This window comes from Aquincola tertiaricarbonis (assembly GCF_023573145.1).
Lineage (GTDB): Bacteria > Pseudomonadota > Gammaproteobacteria > Burkholderiales > Burkholderiaceae_C > Aquincola > Aquincola tertiaricarbonis_B.
Genome location: NZ_CP097635.1, coordinates 2,447,486 through 2,469,817, shown reverse-complemented (window position 1 = coordinate 2,469,817; position 22,332 = coordinate 2,447,486). Strand labels below are relative to the sequence as shown.

The window sequence follows — 22,332 nt, the reverse complement described above, 5'->3', positions numbered from 1 at the left end:
GCGCCGGGCGGCGCTGCGGTCAGCTGCCGGCGCCCGGCCATTGGCCGTGGGCCAGCTGCTGCAACGCCAGCGCTGCGGCGGCCAGCAGCTGCGCCGGCCCGCCGTGCAGCGGCGCGGCCTGGGCCAACGCAGCGTCGGCCCAGGCCGCATCGGGGTGGGTGGGGGCCTCCATGTCGCGCAGCACGCTGCGCAGGAAGGCGGGTTCGATCAAGGCCCCCACCGACACCGGTGAGAAGCGTGATGCATGGCTGGAGTACTGCATGACGATCCCTTTCCGGTGGCTGTTGCCGGGTATTCAGTATAAACTGTTTATACCGTATACCTCGTTCAAGAAAGCAGCATGACCAAGGTCACCCGTCAACGCAAGTCCACCATCGCGGCCGAGCTGGCCGCCCAGCCCGCCGCCCAGGCCCCCGCTGAAGCGGCGCCGCCGGCCGCCCCCGCCCAGCCGGTGGCTCCCAAGGCCGGCAAGCCGAAGGCGGCAGCCAAGAAGAAGTCGGACAAGCCGGCGGCCGACCGGCCCGCTGCCCCCGCCGTGCTGGCCGCGCCTGCCACGCCGGAAGTGCCCAAGGCCAAGACCAAGCTGGTGCGCGACAGCTTCACCATGCCCAAGGCCGAGTACGAACTGCTGGCGCAGCTGAAGCAGCGCGGCACCGTGCTGCACCGCCACGTGAAGAAGAGCGAGCTGCTGCGCGCCGGCATCGCCGCCCTCGCCGCCCTGCCCGACGAAGCCTTCCTGACCGCGCTGGACCGCGTGCCCAGCCTGAAGACCGGCCGGCCGAAGGCCGAAGAAGCCCCGCAAGGCGGAGCGGCCGACAAGGCCTGAGCCCGGCGGGCGGCATGGCGGGCCGGGCAGTGCCTGGCCCGCTGCACTCAGCGCGACTCGGCGCTGCCGCGCACCAGGCGCGACAGCCGCTGATTCAGGCCAAGGCCCGAGCCGCCGGCGACCGGCTGCGCAGCGCTGCGCACCGGTGCGGCCGCCATGGCCCGCGCGCGGGCCCCTGCCAGCGGCGTGGCGGCCACCGGTTCTTCACGCAGCACCGGCCGCTGGCGCAGCCAGTCCGCGCCGTAGAGCACATCGGGCCGGCCGTCACCGTCCAGGTCGCCGATGGCCAGCAGGTCGGGCGCACTGCTGCCGTATTCGCTCACCGGCCAGCTCTCCAGGGCGCCCAACTGGCCGTCGCTGCGCTGCCGGTACAAGCCGATGGGGTAGCCGCCCCAGCTCCACACCAGCAGGTCGTTGCGGCCGTCGCCATCCAGGTCCGCCACCTTGCCGTGGGCCGGGTTGCCGATGCTGGCCATGGCCACCGGCGCGGCAAAGCCGCCGCCTGGCGCCTGCGCGAGCACGGTCACGCGCTGATTGAAGGTCTGCATCAGCACCACATCGGCCCGCCCGTCGCCGGTCACATCGCCGATGGCCAGGCCGTCCACCCAGGTGCCTGACGGCAAGGTGCTGGGGTACCAGGGGCTGGCGTAGCCGCCGTCCGGCGTGCGCAGCACAATGCCCAGCGGTCCGTCGAACGAATCGCTCGTGGCCAGGATGTCGGGGCGCCCGTCGCCGTCCACGTCGCCCACCGACAGGTCACCGAACGACTTCACCGACAGGCTGACGCTGGTGGCTGCACCGAAGCGACCGTCCGCGCCTTGCAGCCAGACCGACACGCTGCTGCCGACGAAGGGCGCGCTCACCAGGTCGGGGCGGCCATCGCCGTTCATGTCGGCCACACGCACGATGTAGCTGTCCCGGGTGTCGATCACCTGGCTGCTGGCCAGCGTGCCGTCGGCCTGCTGGCGGAAGATCTGCAGCCCCCGGCCGGATGCGGCCAGCACCACGGCCTGGCGGCCGTTGCCATCCAGGTCGGCCACGGTCAGCGAGTCGATCTGGCTGCTGAAGTCGGCGATGGTGGTGTAGCGCTGCTCGTCCGCAAAGCGGCCCTGACCCAGCCCGCGCCGCACCACCAGCTTGAAGGCACCAGCGTCGCTGGAAGCGTTGTAGCCCGTGGCGAACACGGCATCGGCACGGCCGTCGCCGTCCACATCGCCGATGGTCACGGCCTGCGCGGTGCTGCCTGCCAGCAGTTTCTGCGGCGCCGCGAAACGCCCCGGGTCGGCGGTGAACTGCCAGTACTGCATCTGCCCCACGTTGCCATTCCGATCCGCCAGGTAGTTGACGGCCAGCGTGTAGCGGGCACCGGTGCGCAGCGGCGACTTGGGCCGCAGTGTGATGGTGCGACCCGACAAGGTGACGGTGGCCTCGACCTGCCGGACGCCATCGCCCAGCGTCACGTTGCTGTCGTTCACCGACGCCGGTTCCGGGTCGTCGTCCAGCTGCAGCACGAAGACGCTGTCCAGCGGCAGCTCGGGGGCGCCGGCGGTGGGCGATACCAAGGTGGCCTGCGGCGCGCTGGCATCGACATCGAAGGTCCAGCTGGTCTCGCCCACCGGGTTGCCGATCAGGTCCACCGCCGCGGCGCTGACACGGGCGGTGTAGCGGCCGCTGGCCAGCGGGTAGGTCTCCTCGATGTAGAGCGTGCGCCCGCCGTCGTTCCAGTAGCCCCTCAGGGGCACCGGCTGCCCATCGGGGCCGGTGAGGCTGAAAGCGCGCTCCGGGGCGACGCCCGTGTCCATCGGGCGGTCAAAGCCCACCTGCTGCTGCACGGCCACGCCGTAGACCGTCGCGCCGGCGGCAGGCAACCGGTTGGTGATGGTGGGCACCCCGCTGCTGCTGCGCTGCCCCGCCACGCGCCAGCCGGTGACGCGGTTGACGGTGTTGGTGCTGCCACCCGAGCCGCTGATGGCCACGCGGCTGCGCACCAGGCCGACGTTGGGCGCATACCAGTCGTCGGAGGTGAGCGTGCTCGACACAGTCTGGCCGGTGCTGCTGAGCTGCACCGTCTGCCGCAGCACCGTCTGCACATGGGCCGATTGCGCATGGCTTCGGCCTGCCTCTTCCACGGTCTCGAAGCCCAGCACGGCACCGTCCATGCGCAGGGTCACGGTGTCGGCCTTGCCGTCGGCGTCCACGTCCAGCACGCCGGCCAGCGTCTGGTCGGCGATCACCCAACGGTCGCCATTCACCAGGGGCAGGCGCAGCAGGGTCAGGCGGCCCAGCGCGGCCAGGGTCGGGTCGCTGCCGGCTTCGGTCAGCACCTGCACGCCGGTGGCCGTCTTGAGGTACAGCGCGGTGTCGGGCACGTCACCCCCGCCCTGGGTGCTCACCACCAGGGCCGTGCCGCCTTGCACGGGCTGCGTCCCGGTGACGTCCACCTGCATGGTGACGCCATCACCGTCCCGGTACAGCCAGCGGTCGCCCACGTTCAGCGGGTAGTAGTCGGCACCCGCCACCGGCCCCTGCGCAGCGCCTGCGCCCTCGCCATTGCCAGACCCGCTGCCGCCCCCGCCGCCGCCGCAGGCGGCCAAGGCGCTCAGGACCAGTGCTGCCAACGCGCAGCGCGCGGTTCGGCGCCAGGCGCCGCTCCTTGCTTTGAGCATCTCCACTCCCATGTTGTTCGTCGTTCCGCGCCACGTGGGCGCGGGCCCTGTCTGAAGGGCGCGGCATTCTGAACTGCCCAAGCGATGCCGAAGCCGCATCCGTAGAACCCGCGGCCGCGGCGCACCTTGCTGGTGGCAGGATCAGGCGGTGAGAAGAGGTTTGTGTTTCCACCGCCTGCGCCTGGCCATCGGCTGCCTGCTGGCCCCGCTGGCGCTGCCGGCCTGGCCTTGCGAGGGACCGCTGGTGTCACTGGTGGTGCCCTACCCCGCCGGCGGCTCGATGGACGCCGTGATGCGGCTGGTGGCCGAAGCAGCCAGCGAAGAGACCGGCAAGACCTTCGTGCTGCGCAACATCGGCGGCGTGTCGGGGGCCCTGGCAGTGCAGCATGTGCTGCGGCAGCCGGCCGATGGCTGCACGGTGCTGGCCGGCAACGTCAATGCGGTGATCCTGGCGCCGCTGCTGGTGCCGCAGGCCGGTTTCCAACCCACCGACCTGGTGCCGTTGGGCCAGGTGGGGACGGCGGACTTCGTGGTGGTAGCGGCGCCCGGGCTGGAAGCCCAGAGCCTGGAACAACTGCCCGCGGCTGCGCACCGCCGCGGCAAGCCACTGTCGGCCGGGCACCCGGGCCATGAGACGCTGCAGCATCTGGCGCTGCCGCTGATCGAGCGCCAACTGGGGCTGCCGCTGGTGCGCGTGCCTTACAAGGGCTCTTCGGTGATGGTCAACGACCTCATCGGCGGACATCTGGACATCGCGGTGGTGGCCGAGCCGGTGGCCACGCCGCTGGTGGCACGTGGCCAGCTCAAGGTGCTGGCGCGCCTGGGGCAATGGCTGCCCAGCCCGGCCGGTGGCAGGCAGGCGCCGCTGCTGGGTTGGGCCGGCTGGTTCGTGGCCGCACCCACGCCGGCCCCGGCGCGCGATCGGCTGCAGGCCGCGCTGCTGGCGGCGTTGGCCCAGCCCGCCCTTCAGCAGCGGCTGCAGGCCTTGGGTTCGGGCGTGCCCGATGCCGCCGGGCAGCAACGCTTCGCGGCCACCGTGGCGGCCGACATCGGCGTGTACCGGCGGCGGGTGCTGGAACGTTGACCGGCCGCCGGCTCAAGCCGCGGCCAACACCTGCTGCGCGTGCTCGACGAAGCGGCGCGTGGCCTGGCTGCAGCGGCTCAGGTCGGCCGGTGCCACCAGGCCCACCGGCGGCAGCGCCGACAGCAAGCCCGGCGCGCAATGCACCTCGGCCAGCAGCCCGGCCTCCAGCATCTGCAGCGCGGTGTTGCGCGGGATCAGCGACAACAACTCACGCTGCTGCAGCATGGCCAGGGTAAGGAGCAGCGCGCGACCACTGACCCAGCAGGTGCGGGGCGGGCCGCCCAGCAGGTCGAACAGCAGATGGAAGTCGCGCGCCGCAATGCCGGTGGGCGGCGGCGTGAGCCACACCTGGGCGGCCAGCTCGGTCAGCTTGACACCGCGGCGACCGGCCATTGGATGCTGCGGCCCGCAGACCACTGCATAGCCGTCTTCCGCCAGCGGCAGAAAGCTCATCGCGGACGGCAGCTGCGGCGGCGCGCGGCAGCACAGCAGGTCCACCTCACCGCGTTCCAGCAGCTGCAGCAGGTCGTCCACGGCCACCATCTGCACGTCCACCACCACCTCGGGCTGGGCGCTGCTGAAGGAAGGAATCACCCGCGCGAGTACGCCCGACAAGCCCGCACCGATGGTGCCGATGCGCACCGTGCCCGCGGCACCCGCGCCCATGGAAGCCACCGTCTCGGCGCAGGCCAGCACCTGGCGGATGGCCTGACGCACCGGCGGCAGCAGCGCATGGCCCAGCGCGGTGGGCCGCATGCCGCGTGAATGGCGCTCGAACAAGGGCATGCCGAGGATGGACTCCATCTCGGCCAGCGCATGGGTGGCGCCGGGCTGGCTCATGCCGATGGCCTCGGCTGCCTTTTGCAGGCTGGCCAGCTCGGCGATGTGCACCAGCAGCTGCAGGTGCCGCAGGCGGGCACGCGCCATCAGCCGCGCATGGAGCACGGCGGGTGTGGTGGTGGAGCTGGGGGCCATGTGCTGACATTCAATATTTGAATGTCATGGACTCTATTCGAATTCGACTCTTGCGAGATGCTTGCTGAGAATGGCATCGGCTTGCGAGCACAGACATTCGCCTGCCCTATGTCGCCGGGACGCCGGCGGCAAGAGGCCGGGCCCTTGAACGGAGACTTCCCGATGACCATCCGCCCTGCTGCCTGGCGCTTCGGCGCCCTGGCCCTGGCTTCGCTGCTGGCTGCCTGCAACGGCAGCTCGAACGACAACGCCGCCAACGACATCGATGCCCGCATCGCCACCATCGACAAGTCGCTGGTGATCTCGCCCACCGAATCCACCACCTGGTTCCAGACCAAGGCTTCCTGGGGCGCCACCTACACCGGCTCGGCTGCCTGGAAGTCGTACATGGCCTTCATCGAGGCTCGGCTGGAGGAGTACGGCGCCACCAACATCACCCGCGCCCGCTTCCCGTATGAGCGCTGGTACACCACCGAGTACCCCGACAAGAGCGGCTGGTCGCTCACCTCCGACGGCACGGCGGTGGACGTGGCCTCCTATGCCACGCAGTCGGGCTCCACCGGACCCAACGGCGTCACCGCGCCGATGGTGCTGCTGGACCTGGGCGCGCCGGCCGCCAGCCGCCCCACCGCCGCGCAGATGGCGGGCAAGATCGTGGTGGTCAAGCAGGCGCCCTACACCTACACCGGCGGCAGCGCCGGCTACACCGACTACGAGTTCCGCACCAACGAAGACCAGTTCCTGGCGCCCTTCACCGCGGTGGACCCTACCTATGAGGCCAGCTACCGCAACCGTCACCAGTACGGGCAGATGGGCAGCACCATCAACAGCTTCTTCCGCGGCACCACCAACAAGCCGCTGGGCCATGTGGTGGTGATGGACATGCCGCCCGGCGCCGCACAGGGCGGCCGCCAGCACGGCACGCCCAACCGCTATGAAGTGCCCGGCCTGCTGCTGGACAAGGTCAACGGCGCGAAGGTGGTGGAAGACGCCCGCGCGGGCAAGACCGCCACGCTGAAGCTCAATGCCCAGGTGGAGACCGATGCGCTGGCCTACACCCTGGTGGCCACGCTGCCCGGCAAGGACTTCGGCACCGACAAGGACACCGCGGTGATGATGGCCACCCACGTGGACGGACCGGCGCTGATCCAGGACGCCGGTGCGCTGGGCATCCTGGGCGTCATCAAGTACTACGCCCAGATTCCGCAGGCCAAGCGGCCCCGCAGCATCTTCATGGTGTTCGACACCCGCCACTTCGTGCCGGGCGCCGAGCGCAGCTACCCGTACGACTTCGTCGAGGACAACCACGACCAGCTGGCCAAGTGGGTGATCGGCGGCGTGGCGGTGGAGCATGTCGGCGGTGCGCAGATGGCCGACGCGGGCAACGAGTTCCGCGCCACCGGCCGCGCGATGACCACCTACATCAACACCCACGGCAACGACGTCAACGTCGAGAAGGCGATCGAGGCGGTGAAGTACGCCGGCCTGCCACGGGCGCAGGTCAATGCCGAGGAGCGGCCGGGCGTGAACGGCCAGGCCCAGAACAACTGGTTCGGCCGCAACTTCGCGGCGCACCTGGAAACGCTGGGCAACCACCCGGTGTGGCACGTCACCGGCGACTGGCCCAGCTCCGGCTACCAGGCCTTCTACCCGGGCATGGACCGCTTCAAGCCCGAAGTGTTCACCGCCCAGGTGACCACCGCTGCCGCGTTGGTGGGCACGCTGATGACCACCCAGGATCTGGTGCCGATGTCGTCTTCGTGGTCGAAGGTGGACCAGGGCATCCGTGCGCTGCTGGACGCCGACTTCAACACGCCGGCCACGGCCGCAGCCCAGCGCAGCGCGCTGCTGGCCGCCAGCAAGGCGATGTTCTCTTCCGTGCGCAAGAGCGACTACAGCAAGACGCAGGCGGAGTTGGACGCGCTGCGCAGCAGCATCACCGGCAGCACCGTGGCCAATGCCCGGCAGCAGACGCTGCTGGACCTGATCACCGACCTCAAGGCCCGGGTGGCCAAGGCCACGGCACCGCGCGCCTGATGAACGGCCAGGGCGCTTGCGCCCGCCTCACCGCGCCACGTCGGCCAGGTGCTGGCGCACCGCCCTGGCCGGCGCCGACAGCCAGGGCTCGCTGCGGCTGACGATAACCAGCTGGCGGCGGGCCCAGGCGTCCTTCAGCGGCTTGCACACGAGGGTGCCGCCGCCGTTGCCGGTGGCGCCGATGGGCACGATGGCCACGCCCAGGCCGGCGGCCACGATGTGCTCGGCCGCCTCGAAGCTGGCCACCTCCATGCGCGGTGCCCAGCTGGCGCCCAGCAGCCCGGCCTGGCGGCGCACCAGTTCATCCAGCAGCCCGCCCGGCGCCACGCTGACCGCCGGATGCGGCAGCGCCTGCGCGAACGAGACGCTGCGCCGTGCGGCCAGCGGATGGCTCAGCGGCATCAGCACGCCCAGCCGGTCGCCGCGGTAAGGCAGCGTGGCCAGGTCGCCGGTGCCCACCGCGTCCCACACCACGCCCAGGTCGGCCGTGCCTTCACGCACTTCGCGCACCACCTCCTTGCCCACCCGTTCGGTCAAGGAGACATGCAGCCGCGCATGCGACTCGAGGAAGGCCGCCACGTCGCGCGGCACCCCCAGCGCCAGCGCCGACACGCTGGCCACGATGCGCACATTGCCCACCACGCCCTGGGTGAAGGCGCTCAGCTCCGCATGCACGCGGGCCATCAGGTTGAGGATCTCGCGCGCCTGGCGCAGCAGCGTCTGGCCGGCGGGCGTGGGCTCGATGCCGCGGCGGCCGCGCAGCAGCAGCGGCATGCCCAGCTCGGCCTCCAGCAGCGCCATGCGCTTGCTGACGGCCGAGGCCACCAGCGCCTCCCGCGTGGCGGCGCGGGCGATGTTGCCCTCTTCGCACACGGCGATGAAAAGGCGCAGCGAGACCGGGTCGAAGGTGCGGTTCACGTCTGTATTCTGGCATCGCGGATGGGAACGATGGGCATTCCCAAATATCGCTGGATTCTCCAGCCGCGATGCCTAGAGTGACGCCATGCCCGACATCCAAGCCCACTCACCCGTCGCCGTGCGCGACACCAGCCTGCGCGACGGCCTGCAGTCCATCGCCCGCACCGTGCCCACCGCCATCAAGCTGCAGTGGCTGCAGGCGCTGCATGCGGCCGGGCTGCGCCAGATCGAGGTCGGCTCCTTCGTGCCGCCGCGGCTGCTGCCCCAGCTGGCCGACACCGCCGAGCTGGTGCAGGCCGCCTGCCGCCTGCCCGGGCTGGAGGTCACGGCCCTGGTGCCCAACCTGCGCGGCGCCGAGGCGGCCATGGCCGCCGGTGCCCATGTGATGCTGCTGCCCCTGTCGGCCAGCCATGCCCACAGCCTGGCCAACCTGCGCAAGACGCCTGACGACGTGGTGGCCGAGCTGGGCCGCATCCGCGCCGCGCGCGATGCGGCGGGCGGCAGCTGCCGCATCGAGCTGGGCATCAGCACCGCCTTCGGCTGCACGCTGCAGGGCGCGGTGGCACCGGCCGAGGTGCTGCGGCTGCTCCGCCAGGGGCTGGAGGCCGGGGCCGACCGCGTGAGCCTGGCCGACACCGTGGGCTATGCCGACCCGCTGCAGGTGGGCCGGCTGTTCGAGGCAGCGCTGCGCGTGGCCGGCGAGCGGCTGACCGCGGCGCATTTCCACGACACCCGCGGCCTGGGTGCGGCCAACGTGATGGCGGCCTGGCAGGCCGGCATCCGCGGCTTCGACGCCTGCGTGGGCGGCATCGGCGGCTGCCCGCATGCCCCCGGCGCCAGCGGCAACGTGGCCACCGAAGACCTGGCCTACCTGTTCGGCAGCATGGGCGTGCCCACCGGCCTGCACTTTGCGGCGCTGATGGCGCTGCGCGACCGCATCGCCGGCTGGCTGCAAGACGAACCGCTGCACGGCGCCATTTGGCGCGCTGGCCTGCCCAAGACCTTTCCCACGGCCGGCCTGGCCGCATGACCATGACCAACACCGTGAACACCAAGCCCGCACCACCCGATCCCACGTTGCCGCTGCATGGCCTGCGCGTGGTGGAGTTCACCCACATGGTGATGGGCCCCACCTGCGGCATGGTGCTGGCTGACCTGGGGGCCGAGGTCATCAAGGTGGAACCGGTGGCCGGTGAAGGCACGCGCACGCTGCAGGGCGCCGGCATCGGCTTCTTCCCGATGTTCAACCGCAACAAGAAGAGCATCGCGCTCGACCTGCACACGCCCGAGGGCGCCGAAGCCGCGCGCCGGCTGGCCGCCAGCGCGGATGTGGTGATCGAGAACTTCAAGCCCGGCACCATGGCCAAGTACGGGCTGGACTACGCCAGCCTCTCGGCCGCCAATCCGCGGCTGATCCACGCCAGCCACAAAGGCTTTCTGCCCGGGCCCTACGAGCACCGCACGGCGCTGGACGAGGTGGTGCAGATGATGGGCGGCCTGGCCTACATGACCGGCCGCCCCGGCGACCCCGTGCGGGCCGGCACCAGCGTCAACGACATCATGGGCGGCCTGTTCGGGGCCATCGCGGTGATGGGGGCGCTGATCCAGCGCGGCATCACCGGCCGCGGCATGGAGGTGCAGAGCGCGCTGTACGAAAACAACGTGTTCCTGATGGGCCAGCACATGCTGCAGTACGCCATCACCGGCCGCCCGCCGCAGCCCATGCCGGCGCGCGACAACCCCTGGGCGGTGTACGACGTGTTCACCGTGGCCGGTGGCGAGCAGATCTTCCTGGCCGCGGTGAGCGACGCGCAATGGCGCCAGTTCTGCCGCGCGCTGGGCCTGGAAGACCTGTTGCAGGACCCGGCACTGGCCACCAACCGCCAGCGGGTGGACGTGCGGCCGCAGCTGCTGCGCACGCTGGGCGAGCGGCTGGCCCACCGCACGGCGGCCGAGTTGGCGGCCCTGATGGAAGGCGCCGGCCTGCCGTTCGCGCCGATCCGCCGGCCGGAGGAACTGCTGGACGACCCCCACCTGCTGGCCAGCGGCGGCTTGGCCGACGTGGTGCTGACCGATGGCGAGCGCGCCGGCCAGACGGTCAAGACCACGCTGCTGCCCTTCACGCTGGCCGGCCGGCGGGCGGGCGTTCGCCTGCAACCGCCGCGGCTGGGCGAACACACCACCGACCTGCTGGCCAGCGTGGGCTACAGCGGCCCGCAGATCGATGCCCTGCGAGGCAGTGGCGCCGCACGCTGACGCCAACGCGCCTGACCCTGACAACGACACCGGAGACACACCATGACCCTGCCCCACCAGCGTCCCACGCGGCGCCAATGCCTTCAATCGCTGCTGGCCCTGGCCGCCTCCGGCAGCCTGGCGCTGCCCACCGGCGTGCGCGCGGCCGATGCCGCGGTGACACGGCTGGTGCTGCCGCATGCGGTGGGCTCGGGCGTGGACGCGATCGCCCGCGCGATGCAGGGCGGGCTGGCCAAGGCCCTGGGCACCTCCATCGTGGTGGACAACCAGCCCGGCGCCGGCGGCATCGTGGGCCTGCAGCAGCTGGCCCGCGCCACGCCCGATGGCCACACCTTGAGCCTGGTGAGCAACAACGTCGTCATCATTCCCAGCGTCTACAAGTCGCTGCCCTTCCAGATGCCCGGCGACTTCACGCCCGTGGCGGTCTGCGGCACCACGCCGATGGTGCTGGTGATGCATCCGCGCTGGCAGGTGAGCGATGCGCAGGGCCTGCTGGCGCTGCTGAAGTCCAAGCCCGGTGAGCTGACCTACGGCTCGGGCGGCAACGGCACCATCCTGCACCTGGCGGCCGAGCTGCTGCTGGACGAGACCGGCACCCGCGCGCGGCACATCCCATACAAGGGCGTGGGACCGATGGTCACCGATCTGGTGGGCGGCCAGATCGACTTCGCGGTGATCGCTCTGCCCAGCGCGCAACCGCACATCCGCAGCGGCGCGCTGCGCGCCATCGGCACCACCACGCCCGAGCGCGTGCCGGCGGCCAAGGACATTCCCACCTTCGTGGAGCAGGGCCTGCCCGGCTACGTGGTGGACGCCTGGTTCGCGCTGCTGGGGCCCAAGGGCTTGCCGGCTCCGGTGGTGCAGCGGCTGCATGCCGCGCTGGCCACCACCTTCGCCAGCCCCGAGGTCAAGGAGATGATGGACCGCCAGGGCAACGTCATCCGCCTGGGCACGCCGGAGCAGGCGGCCGGCTACTTCCGCAGCGAGGTGGACAGGTACGCCGCCATCGTGCGCAAGGCCAACGTGCGGCTGGACTGAGCCGCGGCCACGCGCTCAGCGGCCTGGCGCCGATCCGGCCTCGCGCATCACCTGCGCCAGGCCGGTGTTGCCGACCCGCGCGGCGCCCTGGGCCGCACCGTCGCGGTCGCGGGCTTCCTTGTTCTGGCTGAGCTTGCGCTTGCCTTCCATGCGGGTGACCACCACCTCGATGCCGACGATGGCCTTCAGCATGGTGTCGATGTAGTCGGCCGGGGCGTCGCCCATCTTCCAGGGCCGGGGCTCGCCGGCTTCGTGCTGGCGCGTCAGCCGGGCCACCAGGCCGCGCACGAAGCGCTCGTCGTCACGCACGCGCAGCATGCCGTGCACATGCACCGATTCGTAGTTCCAGGTGGGCACCTGGCGGTGCGTCTCCTGTTTGCTAGGGTACCAGTTGGGCGAGATGTAGCCCTGCTCGCCGCGGAACACCACCAGCACCGGGCTGCCGCTGGCGCAGCGCTGCCACACCGGGTTGGCGCGCGCCACATGGGCGCTGAGCAGGCCCTGCCCGCCTTCGGCCGCGGGATCGAACGCGAACGGCAGATGGTCGGCATCCAGCCCATCGGGGCCATGGGTGATGAGCAGCCCCAGCGGGTGCGCTGTCAGCAGGCGCTGCAGGGCCTGGGGGTCTTGTTCGGCGAAGTGGGCGGGGTTGTACATGGCGGGGCGGGCGTTGGTGCAGCCCGCACTGTCGCATGGCGGGCTGCCTGGCTTCGGCTTGACCCAGATCAACTCCAAGCCGCTCAAGCAGCAGCTGGCAAAGGCCGACAAATTCACATTGTCCGAGTCGTTTTCATGAAGCAGTTCATCGCCCACCTGTCACTGGCCCGCAAGTTCACCCTGATCGGCGCGCTGGCCTGCGTCATGACCTTGTTGCCTGCCTCGCTGGTGCTGGAACGTCAGCTGAACCAGCTGGACGATGCCAGCAACCTGATGTCGGCCCTGCCGTCTGCCCGCGAACTGCTGGACGTGGTGCGCCTGACCCAACAGCACCGCGGCATGTCGGTGGTGATGCTGGGCGGCCAGCCGTCGATGGAAGAGCCGCGCGCCCGGAAGCAGGCCGAACTCGACCAGGCCTTCGCGGCCCTGGTGGCGGCGCTGCCCGGGATGGCGCAGCCCACGCTGCAGCGCCAGGCCGAGCAGCTGGCTGCCGACTGGAAGCAGCTTGCCGCCGACGTGGCTGGACGGCAGGTCAAAGGCGCCGACAGCTCGGCCCGGCACACGGCCCTGATCAGCGCGCAGCTGGCGCTGCTGGAGGACATCACCGTGGCCTCGGGCATGGTGCTCACGCCCCAGGCCAGCCTGTACTTCCTGCAGAACGGCGTGCTGCTGCACCTGCCCAAGTACACCGAGCTGCTGGGCCAGATGCGCGCCCGCGGCGCACTGATGCTGAGCCAGGCTGCCGCCGGCCAGGCACCGGGTGCCGGTGACAAGGCCCGCCTGACCATGCTGGCCGAACGGGCGCGCGACCAGTTCGCCCAGGCCCGCAAGTCCCTGGACCTGGCAGTGGCCAGGGACGCCGCGCTCTCACGTGCGATGGAAGAGGCCATCCGCACGGCCAGCGCCTCCAGCGCCGAGGCGATGCAGCTGGTGGAGCAGCGACTGGTGCAGGCAGCGACGCCCGATCTGTCCTCCGCCGACTACTTCGCCGCCCTCACCCGCACCATCGATGCGCAGTTCACGCTGGTCAACCGCAGCTTCGACCAGCTGCAGCAGGCGATGGAACGCCAGCATGACGACGCCCAACGCCAGCTGGGGCTGCTGGCCGCCGGCATCGGGCTGCTGGCCGGCCTGGGTGGCTGGCTGATGGTGGTGATCACCCGCACGACCACCCGCTCGGTGGGGGCTGCGCTGCAACTGGCACAGTCGGTGGCCGAAGGCGACCTGACCACACCGCTGCCCCCCGCCAGCCGCGACGAAGTGGGCCAGTTGCTGCAGGCGCTGGACCGCATGCGTCGCCAGCTCAGTCAGGTGGTGCAGGCGGTGCGCGGCAATGCCGAGAGCGTGTCCACCGCCAGCACGCAGATCGCCACCGGCAACCTCGATCTGAGCAGCCGCACCGAGCAGCAGGCCAGCGCGCTGCAGCAGACGGCGGCCTCGATGGAAGAACTGGGCTCGACCGTGCGCCTGAACGCCGAGCATGCCCGGCATGCCGACGAGCTGGCGCGACGCGCCTCCAGCCTGGCCGTGGAGGGCGGCCGCTTGTTCGACGACGTGGTGGCGACCATGCACGGTATCGACGCCAGCAGCCGCCGCATTGCCGACATCCTGGACGTGATCGACGGCATCGCCTTCCAGACCAACATCCTCGCGCTCAATGCGGCGGTGGAAGCGGCCCGGGCCGGTGAGCAGGGCCGCGGCTTTGCGGTGGTGGCCGGTGAGGTGCGCACGCTCGCCAGCCGCAGCGCCGAGGCAGCGCGGCAGATCAAGGCCCTGATCGGCGAAAGCCGCGGCACGGTGGATCAGGGCGCGGCGCTGGTGGGCCGGGCGGGCACCTCCATCCAGGGCATCGTCAGCGCCATCGGTGAGGTCACTTCGCTGGTGGCCGGCATCAGCACCGCCACGCAGGAACAAAGCAGCGGTGTGCAGCAGGTGGGCGAGGCGGTCTCGCAGCTGGACCGCACCACGCAGCAGAACGCCGCGCTGGTGGAAGAGTCGGCCGCCGCGGCCGACAGCCTGCAGCAGCAGGCCGGGCAGCTGGTGGCGGCGGTGTCCGTCTTCAGGCTGGCGGAAGCAGCCTGAAGCGGGCTCTGTGTTCAACCCTGGGCGGCGCGGCCGGTGGCGGGCGATTCGGTCACCGCCTGCAATGACCGCAGCGCGCGCGAGCCGAAGCCGGCCACGCAGCCGGCCGCGCCCAGCAGACCCATGCCGATGAACAGGCCCCGGATGCCGACCCACTCGCCCACCGGCGAAGCCAGCGCCAGGCCCACCGGGGCGGCCAGGCCGACCAGCGCGCTGAGCAGCGAAAACGCCCGGCCTTGCAGTTCGTTGGGCACACTGAGCTGGATCAAGGCGACCAGCGGCGTGTTGCCGGCCACGAAAGCCAGCCCGGCCAGGCCCCACCACAGCGGCGCGGCCGCGGCCAGCGCAGCGGGCGTGAAGGCGATGCCGGCCAGCGCCAGGCTGCACAGCGCAAACCCGCCCAGGATCCACGGCATCTGACGCCGCGGCGCCAGCGCCGTCATCAACAGGCCACCGGCCACCATGCCCGCGCCCAGAAGGCCCTGCACCGCCGCCACCTGCGCCGGCCCCTGGCCGAAGTGCTGCTTGACCAGCAGCGGCACCAGCGTGAAGGCGGGCATCACCAGCAGCATCACCCCGGCCAGCAGGCCATACAGCTGGCGCAGCCCGCGGTGCCGCCAGATGTAGCGCAGGCCTTCTGCCAGGTCGTGCAGCACGGTCCTGCCCGGCCCGCCTGCAGCCCGCACCGGCTGGGGGATGCGAAACACCAGCAGCGAACCGATGGCCACCGCGGCCGTGAACACGTCGATGGACAAGGCCCAGCCCAGCGGCATCCAGCCCAGCGCCAGCGCCCCCAGCGGCGCAGCCACGATGGCGGTGATGCCCTGCAAGGTCTGGTTCAGGCCGGCCGCCCGCGGCAGAAAGCTGCGCGGCACCAGCATCGGCACGCTGGCCGCCGCCGCCGGCGATTGGAAAGCCTGCATCGCACTGCGCACGGCCATGGCGGCATAGACCTGCCACAGGCTGATGCCGCCCGAGGCAAAGAGCGCAATCAGCGCCACGATGCAGGCCGCGCTCACCGCATCGGCCAGCATCATCAACCCCCGGCGGCTGTAGCGGTCGGCCAGCGCACCGCCCAGCGGGCTCAGCAGCGCCTGAGGCAGCAAGGCCGCAATGCCGGCCGTGGCCACCGCGCCCACGCTGCCGGTGGTGTCGGTGATCCACCAGAGCAGCACGAACTGCGTGAGCTGCGAACCCAGCAGCGACAGCGACTGCCCGATGAACACGGCCCAGTAGCGCAGCTTCCAGGGGGCGGGGGCGGAATCAGGGGTGTTGGCGGCAGCGGCGTCGGGCAAGGTCATGCGGGTTGGCGTCCATCGGCCCGACGCCGCGGGGCAGCGAAGGGGTCGGGGCGAGTCTCGCACTCCCTGGTGGGGTGCCGGGGGTTGGCCGGCAGGCCGCCTGGTTACAGGCTCCTGGACGTAAACCTTCGTTTCAGGGGGTGTCTGCGGCGCGAGTCGCCCCGATTGCCCCGGGGTCCGCACACCAACACACCGTGAAAGGGAAGGGACACCATGAAGGCAACGACCTCGGCCTGGCTGCTGGGCATGGCAGCAGCATTGACGGCTTGCGGCGGCGGGGGCGGCGGGGGTGGCAGCTCAAGCGCGGTGCCGACCGGCGGCTCGGCGACCGTGCCGGCGGACGGCAGCAGCACGCCGAATGCGCCCGCCCCCGCCGTGGCGGCCACGCCGGTGACGGACGTGCCGGCACCGACCTATGCCAGCGCCTCGGTGGAGGCCGGCGTGTTCCGCGTGCTGAATGACGAGCGCAGCCGCTGCGGCTTCGGCGAGGTGGCGCAGAACCCGCAGCTGGACACGGCGGCCGGCTGGCACAGCGCCTACTTGCAAACGCAGTGGCTGGCCGGCGTTCCGGCCAGCGGCCACCTGCAGGAATCGGGACGCGGCAACTTTACCGCCGCCACTCATGAAGAGCGCGCCAGTCGCGCCGGGTACACCGGCGCGGTGGATAAGTGCCTGGCCTTCCACTTCCTCGCGCCGTCGCAGGACACCGGCAATGCAGTGGTGCGCACCATGCTGGCCTCCGTGTACCACCAGATGTGCATGCTCGACGGCAACCGCGACGCCGGTGCCTCGGTGGCGCGGGTGCCGATGGCGGTGCCGCTGGACATCCTGACCTGGATGACGGGCACCGCGCCCGGCGTGCCGCTGCAGGACAACAGCGAGGTCATCACCTACCCCTGCGAAGGCACGACCGGCGTGCAGCCCGTCAAGCCGGGCGAAAACCCGGACCCGTTCAACGGCCTGGGCCTGGAGCCGGTGCTGGGCCACCCCATCTACGTGAGCGCTCCCGCCGGCCAGACCCTTCGCCTGACCGCCGCGACCGTGATCGACGTCAACGGCGCCAGCTGGCCGGTGGCGCTTTACCACGCCGAGCAAGACCCGCAGCAAAAGCTCACCGCATCGCAAGCCTTCGTCGTGCCGCGCACCCCTCTGGCCGAAGGCAGCCGCTACAGCGTGCAGGTGCAGTACACGAGCAACGGCGTGCCGTTCAGCCGGCAGTTCAGCTTTTCGACGGGCCGCTCGTGAGGCCAGGGTTTGTACCAGCTGATGCGTTACCCAAACGGGTAGCGACGGCTGGCGCAGGGCGATTGACACTGAAGCGCAGTCGCTTAACCACCCCTGCCCATCATGAAGAGACAAGCCAAACAGCCCGTACCGTCCCTGAGCCTCATCGCCTTGACGGTGGCAGCGCTCTGCCAGCCAGCTGCCGCGGCCGACTACATCTGGCAAGGCGGCGACGGGCAATGGCTTGACGCCAGCAAGTGGACCTTGCTCGGCGTCCCCGGTGCGGGCGACACGGCCACCATCAACTTCACGAGCACCGGCAGTGTCGACCTCCACGACACACGGAGCCTGGACCGGTTGACGATGAACGGCGGCAGGTTGGGCGGCAACGGCACGCTCAACCTGGGCAGCCTGGTTTTCAATGGTGGGGCGCTGGGCGCCACTTCGTTCGGATCAGGTGGCACGATCAACGTCAGCGACGCCACCACCTTCAACGGCAACGGCGCGCAGGACGTTGCGCTCAGCCAGCGCCTGAACCTGAACGGCAACAGCACCTGGACCGCCGGCAATGGCAGGCTGGCGGTGGACGGCGCTTACAGCGCGGGCAACACCAGCTACCCCGGCGCCCTGCTGCGCATCGGCACTGGCACCACCTTCACCGACGAAGGCGCCGCCAGCAGCAACGGCTACAAGGTGCTGGGCGGCGGCGACTACACCGTGATCAACGAAGGCACCTACCAGCGCAACGGGTTGGGTACGACCTGGGCGCGCGGCCTGGACAACCGCGGGGTGCTCAACGTCCAGTCGGGCATCTTCGCTGTCGAGTCCGGCAACTGGCTCAGCACTTCGAGCGGCCAGGTCAATGTGGCGCAGGGCGCAGAGCTATGGCTGGCCAACACCACCTTCACCGGCGGGTCGATCAACAATGCCGGCAAGGTGATGGTCATCGGCAACGACAGTCACGTGCAGGCAGCGGCCAGCATCTCCGGTCAATGGCAAATTGACAGAGGCCGACTGTTCGTGCAAGGTCAGCAGCGCATCGGTGCGTTCACACTCAACGGGGGTGACCTCACCGGGCAGGGCACCCTCACTGTCGACAGCCTGGAGTTCAACGCCGGCAAGGTGACCAACCCCAGCTTCCTGACGGGCCTGCGCCTGGACGTGCAAGGCACTGCGCGTTTCGATGGCAGCAACCTGCTTCGCATCGAAAGCAGTGCGCAACTGCAGTTGAACGGCAACAGCACCTGGACCGCCGGCAATGGCAGGCTGGCGGTGGACGGCGCTTACAGCGCGGGCAACACCAGCTACCCCAGCGCCCTGCTGCGCATCGGCACTGGCACCACCTTCACCGACGAAGGCGCCGCCAGCAGCAACGGCTACAAGGTGCTGGGCGGCGGCACCGCGACCGTGGTGAACAACGGTACCTACATCCGCAGCGGACTGGGTACCACTGAGGCCTATGGCTTGAGCAACGCAGGACTGCTCGACCTGACGGAAGGCGCCCTGGCTGTCGACAGCACACTCGTCAACACTGGCACCTTGAACATCCGCACCGGAACCATGCTTCAGGGGCTGAGCGGGTCGATCCGCAATGATGGCCTGCTGCAGGGTGACGGCACGGTACGCACCGTCGATCTGCGGCATGCGCTGGTCAACGCCGGCACCTTGACGCCAGGCAGCCTCGGCTCAGCAGGCCAGCTGCAGGTGGACGGCGATCTCACGCTGCTGGGTGCAGGCGCGTTGCGCATCGACCTGGCCGCCAATGCGCATGACCTGGTGAACATCACCAGCGACATGCGCCTGGGCGGCACGCTGCAGATCTGGGCCTCGCCGACGCTGGAGCTGCACACCGGAGACAGCTTCGTGGTGGCCACTTACGGGCAGCGCCTGGATGGTTCGACGTTCGACCAGGTGCTGTGGCTGGGCCAGGGCGGCAACCCCTTCAGCGTGGAGTACGGGGATCACGCGCTCACGCTGCGCGTGACCGCGGCCGTGCCGGAGCCTTCGATCGCGATGATGCTTCTGCTGGGCCTGGGGGTGGCAGTACCCGTGGTTCGACGCCGGCGCTGACACGCTGCCCGCCGGCTGCGGGCCTGACGCAACCCGGGATAGCCCCCCCACCGCGATGGCATCATGCGGCGGCCCGCAGACGCTGGCTGACGTACCGGTGCTCCTGCGTCAGCCCGCCGTAGCCGTAGGCCTGCTCACGCACGTCGTGCACGTGGATGTAGCTTTCTTCGTGCAGCGGGCCCAGCAGCTCCTGGAAAGCCGCAAAGCAGGCCGCGATGTACGCGGCCTTTTCGTCCTTGGTGTTGGTGCCGTCCACCACCTTGATGTCGAAGTAGAAGCTGTTCAGCCCCAGCTCGGCCAGCGTGCGGCCACCCACCACCCAGTGCTCGGGCGGCACGTAGTCGACGGTGATGGCGGTCAGATCGCGCCGTTTGCGCAGGATGCGGGTGGTCAGGGCCAGCAGTGTTTCGGCGATCTGGCGGGTCAGCTGAGGGTCGGCCGGCCGGCTGACCTTGACGTTGATGATGGGCATTTGGTTAGCTCCGCAACTATTAGGTCAAAAAAGGGGGGGTGGAGCGTCAGGCGTTTTTGAGGGCGTCGCACACCTCCTTTACCTTGCCGACGGTCTCGGTGAACGTCTGCTTGCCGATCAACCGCTGGATGCGCTGGGTGACGGCCGCGCTGGCCTGGTTCAGCCCTTGCTGCAAATCGCGCGCGGCATCGGTCGGCTGGATCGACCAGTGGCGGCCGTCGGTGGGCAGCAGCGTGCGCTGCACCAGGCCCAGCGCCTGCAGGCCGTCCAGCAGCCGGGTGGCGGTGGGGCGGGTGATCGTCAACTGATCTGCGATCTCGTGCTGCGACAGGCCGGGCTGGGCCAGCACCAGCCGCAGCATGAAGGCCTGCGGCGGCGTCAGGCCAAAGGGCTTGAAAGCCGCCGACCACAAGCGCTCCACCACCCGGGCGAGCGAGGCGGTGTTGAAGTAGAGGCAGTGATCGAACATGGCCGCATGCTAGCGGCAACTGGTTAGCAATGCAACTAACTCGGTATCAGACTGCGTGCCGGGGCACCGGACGTGCGCGCTCGAGGCCGGCCGCTTGGGGCATGGCCCCGCCCGAGGCGGCCAGGAAGTCTTCGTACGACAGCGCCACTTCGATGGCGGCGGCCAGCTGGCGTGCCGTCATCAGCATCAGGCGGTCGGGCGGCGCCACCAGGGTGCCCGCTTCGCTCAGCAGCGCCACGGTCCATTGCAGGTGGCGCAACTGCGCACGCGGGCAGTCGGTGGGTACCAGCAGCCCCTTGAGCAGGCAACGCACGCCCTCATGGATCTGCAGCCGGCCATCGACGATGCGCACGTCGGTGAAAGGGATGGGAACGGGGCGGGAGGGTGACAAGGCTTTCTCCGGACTGGCGGGGCACGGGGCACATGCCCCGCCTGCATTCTGTTCAGCCGCCCTGCGGGCATGGGGTGGAACAGCGGGGTGAAGCCGGCGGTTCTCGAATCAGCATTTGCTGACAGCCAAACCGGCGCCGCCGCTGCAAGATTCGACGGGCCGCTGCGCACCGCCGGCGGCAAGGGGAGCAGTTACTTGAGCAGCGCACTGACGGCAAGCATCACGACCGCGGGCGTCGCTCTCGTGGTGGCCACCGCCCTTCCCCTGTGGCGCCGCCAGAGCTGGTGGGTGCGCATCTTCGACTTCCCGCGGCTGCAGATGGCCGGGCTGCTTGTGCTGTGCCTGCTACTGCACGGCCTGCTGGTGCCGCACTCGGCAGCGGCCTGGGTGCTGCGCGGCTTGATGCTGCTGGCCCTGGGCCTGCAGGTGTGGCGCATCCTGCCCTACACGCGGCTGGCCCGGCAGCAGGTGCTGGCCACCACGGCGGCGCAGCCTGACCAGCCGCTGCGGCTGCTGTTCGCCAATGTGCTGCAGCCGCAGCACCACCATGAGGGGCTGTTGCAGGTCATTGCCGATGCCGACCCCGACGTGGTGCTGGCGCTGGAAACCGACGACTGGTGGCAGCAGGCGCTGTCGCCGCTGCAGCGCAGCCACCCGCACACGGTGCTGCTGCCCCAGGACAACACCTACGGCATGCTGCTGTACTCGCGCTTGCCGCTGCACGATGTGGAGGTGTCCTACCTGGTGGAGGACGACGTGCCCTCCATCCATGCCACGGTGCGGCTGGCGGGCGGCCAGCCGGTGCGGCTGCACTGCCTGCACCCGCGCCCGCCGGCACCGGCGGAGCATCCCGATTCAGTGCCGCGCGATGCCGAACTGCTGGTGGTGGGCAAGGCCATCCAGGCCGACCCGACGCCCACGGTGGTGATGGGCGACTTGAACGACGTGGCCTGGTCGCACACCAGCAGCCTGTTCCGCCGCATCAGCGGCCTGCTGGATCCGCGCTGCGGCCGGGGCTTCTACAACACCTTCCACGCAGCCCACTGGCTGATTCGATACCCGCTGGACCACTTCTTCCATTCCAACCACTTCAAGCTGGTGGAATTCAAACGGCTGCCGCGCTTCGGGTCTGATCACTTTCCGGTGTACATCCACCTGAGCTGCGAGCCCGAAGCGCAGGCGGTGCAGCCCGAAGCCAAGGCCAACCAGGCCGACCGCCAGGAGGCGGCCGAGAAGATCAACGCGTCGGCTTGAACCTCAACACCCGCCACACGTAGGTGACCAGCGCCAGGCCCAGCACCACCTTGGCCACCGGGTCCATCCAATGGGCGACGGCCTCGTAGTTGTCGCGCAGCAGCAGCCCCACCGCGGCCAGCGCGCCGGTCCACAGCAGCGTGCCGGCGGCCGACCACAGCATGAAGCGGCCGAAGGGCATGCCGGTCACGCCGGCAGGTGCCGAGATCACGCTGCGCAGCCCGGGCACCAGCCGCCCCAGGAACACGGCCACGTGCCCGCGGCGGTCGAACCAGCGGTCGGCCCGTTCCACGTCGTCGGGCGACAGGGTGAGCCAGCGGCCGTGGCGCCCGGCCCATTGCTTGAGCCGTTCGTCGCCCACCCAGCGGCCCGCGAAGTACCAGGGCAGCGTGCCCGCCAGCGAGCCCAGGCTGCCCGCAATCACCACGCCCACCACGCTCAGTTCGCCCTTCGCCGCCGCATAGCCCGCGAAGGGCATGATGAGTTCTGAGGGTATCGGTGGAAACACGTTTTCCAGCAGCATCAAGGCTGCCACCGCCCAGTAGCCGTGCTCTTCGATGAGCTGGATGATCCATTGCGCCATGGCGGCTGCATAGCCAACGGCGTGCCCGT

Annotated in this window: 20 protein-coding genes; 10 read left to right on the top strand and 10 right to left on the bottom strand. The window is 70.3% G+C overall.

From position 1 onward, the window contains the following. Positions 1–19: 19 nt before the first annotated feature. Complete coding sequence (locus MW290_RS11410; protein ID WP_250194777.1) at positions 20–262, bottom strand: hypothetical protein; 243 nt, start codon at positions 260–262, stop codon at positions 20–22. A 78-nt stretch (positions 263–340) separates the two neighbouring features. Between MW290_RS11410 and MW290_RS11405 the strand changes: the two genes are divergently transcribed. After that, positions 341–826 (top strand): hypothetical protein, encoded by a 486-nt coding sequence (locus tag MW290_RS11405; RefSeq protein ID WP_250194776.1) that lies wholly within the window; start codon positions 341–343, stop codon positions 824–826. Positions 827–873: 47 nt separating this feature from the next. Here MW290_RS11405 and MW290_RS11400 read toward each other — a convergent pair whose 3' ends face one another. Next, on the bottom strand, positions 874–3,444 hold the full coding sequence (locus MW290_RS11400) for an FG-GAP-like repeat-containing protein (protein WP_250194775.1): 2,571 nt from the start codon (positions 3,442–3,444) through the stop codon (positions 874–876). Between the two features lie 208 nt (positions 3,445–3,652). On the opposite strand from MW290_RS11400, the gene MW290_RS11395 reads away from it, so the two are divergent. Continuing rightward, on the top strand, positions 3,653–4,576 hold the full coding sequence (locus MW290_RS11395) for a tripartite tricarboxylate transporter substrate binding protein (protein WP_250194774.1): 924 nt from the start codon (positions 3,653–3,655) through the stop codon (positions 4,574–4,576). Positions 4,577–4,588: 12 nt separating this feature from the next. Here the strand turns inward: MW290_RS11395 and MW290_RS11390 are convergent, their stop codons facing one another. Further along, positions 4,589–5,551, bottom strand: coding sequence for a LysR family transcriptional regulator (locus MW290_RS11390; RefSeq protein ID WP_250194773.1), 963 nt, complete (start codon positions 5,549–5,551; stop codon positions 4,589–4,591). A 162-nt stretch (positions 5,552–5,713) separates the two neighbouring features. Here MW290_RS11390 and MW290_RS11385 point away from each other — a divergent pair, with 162 nt between their 5' ends. After that, positions 5,714–7,588 carry a hypothetical protein gene (locus tag MW290_RS11385; protein ID WP_250194772.1) on the top strand — a complete coding sequence of 625 codons (1,875 nt, stop codon included), beginning with the start codon at positions 5,714–5,716 and terminating at the stop codon, positions 7,586–7,588. A gap of 27 nt (positions 7,589–7,615) precedes the next feature. On the opposite strand, the gene MW290_RS11380 is transcribed toward MW290_RS11385, so the two are convergent. Then, positions 7,616–8,506, bottom strand: coding sequence for a LysR family transcriptional regulator (locus MW290_RS11380; protein WP_250194771.1), 891 nt, complete (start codon positions 8,504–8,506; stop codon positions 7,616–7,618). 85 nt (positions 8,507–8,591) lie between these two features. On the opposite strand from MW290_RS11380, the gene MW290_RS11375 reads away from it, so the two are divergent. The 3 genes from MW290_RS11375 to MW290_RS11365 are packed head-to-tail and all read left to right on the top strand — an operon-like array spanning position 8,592 to position 11,800. Then, positions 8,592–9,536 (top strand): hydroxymethylglutaryl-CoA lyase, encoded by a 945-nt coding sequence (locus MW290_RS11375; protein WP_250194770.1) that lies wholly within the window; start codon positions 8,592–8,594, stop codon positions 9,534–9,536. Continuing rightward, positions 9,533–10,762, top strand: coding sequence for a CaiB/BaiF CoA transferase family protein (locus MW290_RS11370; protein ID WP_375142748.1), 1,230 nt, complete (start codon positions 9,533–9,535; stop codon positions 10,760–10,762). The genes MW290_RS11375 and MW290_RS11370 overlap by 4 nt, the downstream gene beginning before the upstream one ends. 42 nt (positions 10,763–10,804) lie before the next feature. Beyond that, complete coding sequence (locus tag MW290_RS11365) at positions 10,805–11,800, top strand: Bug family tripartite tricarboxylate transporter substrate binding protein (RefSeq protein ID WP_250194769.1); 996 nt, start codon at positions 10,805–10,807, stop codon at positions 11,798–11,800. 15 nt (positions 11,801–11,815) lie between these two features. On the opposite strand, the gene MW290_RS11360 is transcribed toward MW290_RS11365, so the two are convergent. Beyond that, on the bottom strand, positions 11,816–12,457 hold the full coding sequence (locus MW290_RS11360) for an FMN-binding negative transcriptional regulator (RefSeq protein WP_250194768.1): 642 nt from the start codon (positions 12,455–12,457) through the stop codon (positions 11,816–11,818). A 135-nt stretch (positions 12,458–12,592) separates the two neighbouring features. Between MW290_RS11360 and MW290_RS33140 the strand changes: the two genes are divergently transcribed. Next, positions 12,593–14,539: a methyl-accepting chemotaxis protein gene (locus tag MW290_RS33140; protein ID WP_310740076.1), complete on the top strand. Its 1,947-nt coding sequence runs from the start codon at positions 12,593–12,595 to the stop codon at positions 14,537–14,539. 14 nt (positions 14,540–14,553) lie between these two features. On the opposite strand, the gene MW290_RS11345 is transcribed toward MW290_RS33140, so the two are convergent. Continuing rightward, complete coding sequence (locus tag MW290_RS11345; protein ID WP_250194767.1) at positions 14,554–15,840, bottom strand: MFS transporter; 1,287 nt, start codon at positions 15,838–15,840, stop codon at positions 14,554–14,556. Positions 15,841–16,053: 213 nt separating this feature from the next. Between MW290_RS11345 and MW290_RS11340 the strand changes: the two genes are divergently transcribed. Next, a complete protein-coding gene (locus tag MW290_RS11340) occupies positions 16,054–17,085 on the top strand; it encodes a hypothetical protein (RefSeq protein WP_250194766.1) in 1,032 nt (343 codons plus the stop codon). Positions 17,086–17,187: 102 nt separating this feature from the next. Continuing rightward, positions 17,188–19,134: a PEP-CTERM sorting domain-containing protein gene (locus MW290_RS11335; protein WP_250194765.1), complete on the top strand. Its 1,947-nt coding sequence runs from the start codon at positions 17,188–17,190 to the stop codon at positions 19,132–19,134. Positions 19,135–19,195: 61 nt separating this feature from the next. Here MW290_RS11335 and MW290_RS11330 read toward each other — a convergent pair whose 3' ends face one another. From MW290_RS11330 to MW290_RS11320, 3 genes are read right to left on the bottom strand one after another with little or no spacing between them, the layout of a single operon-like run. After that, a complete protein-coding gene (locus MW290_RS11330) occupies positions 19,196–19,606 on the bottom strand; it encodes a tautomerase family protein (protein ID WP_250194764.1) in 411 nt (136 codons plus the stop codon). A gap of 46 nt (positions 19,607–19,652) precedes the next feature. After that, on the bottom strand, positions 19,653–20,075 hold the full coding sequence (locus tag MW290_RS11325) for a MarR family winged helix-turn-helix transcriptional regulator (protein ID WP_250194763.1): 423 nt from the start codon (positions 20,073–20,075) through the stop codon (positions 19,653–19,655). A 46-nt stretch (positions 20,076–20,121) separates the two neighbouring features. Beyond that, positions 20,122–20,466, bottom strand: coding sequence for a hypothetical protein (locus MW290_RS11320; protein ID WP_250194762.1), 345 nt, complete (start codon positions 20,464–20,466; stop codon positions 20,122–20,124). Between the two features lie 195 nt (positions 20,467–20,661). Between MW290_RS11320 and MW290_RS11315 the strand changes: the two genes are divergently transcribed. Continuing rightward, a complete protein-coding gene (locus MW290_RS11315) occupies positions 20,662–21,720 on the top strand; it encodes an endonuclease/exonuclease/phosphatase family protein (protein ID WP_250194761.1) in 1,059 nt (352 codons plus the stop codon). Here the strand turns inward: MW290_RS11315 and MW290_RS11310 are convergent. Further along, entirely contained in the window at positions 21,704–22,303 is a 600-nt protein-coding gene (locus MW290_RS11310; RefSeq protein WP_250194760.1) for a DedA family protein, read from the bottom strand. The genes MW290_RS11315 and MW290_RS11310 overlap by 17 nt on opposite strands. Between the last annotated feature and the right edge of the window lie 29 nt (positions 22,304–22,332).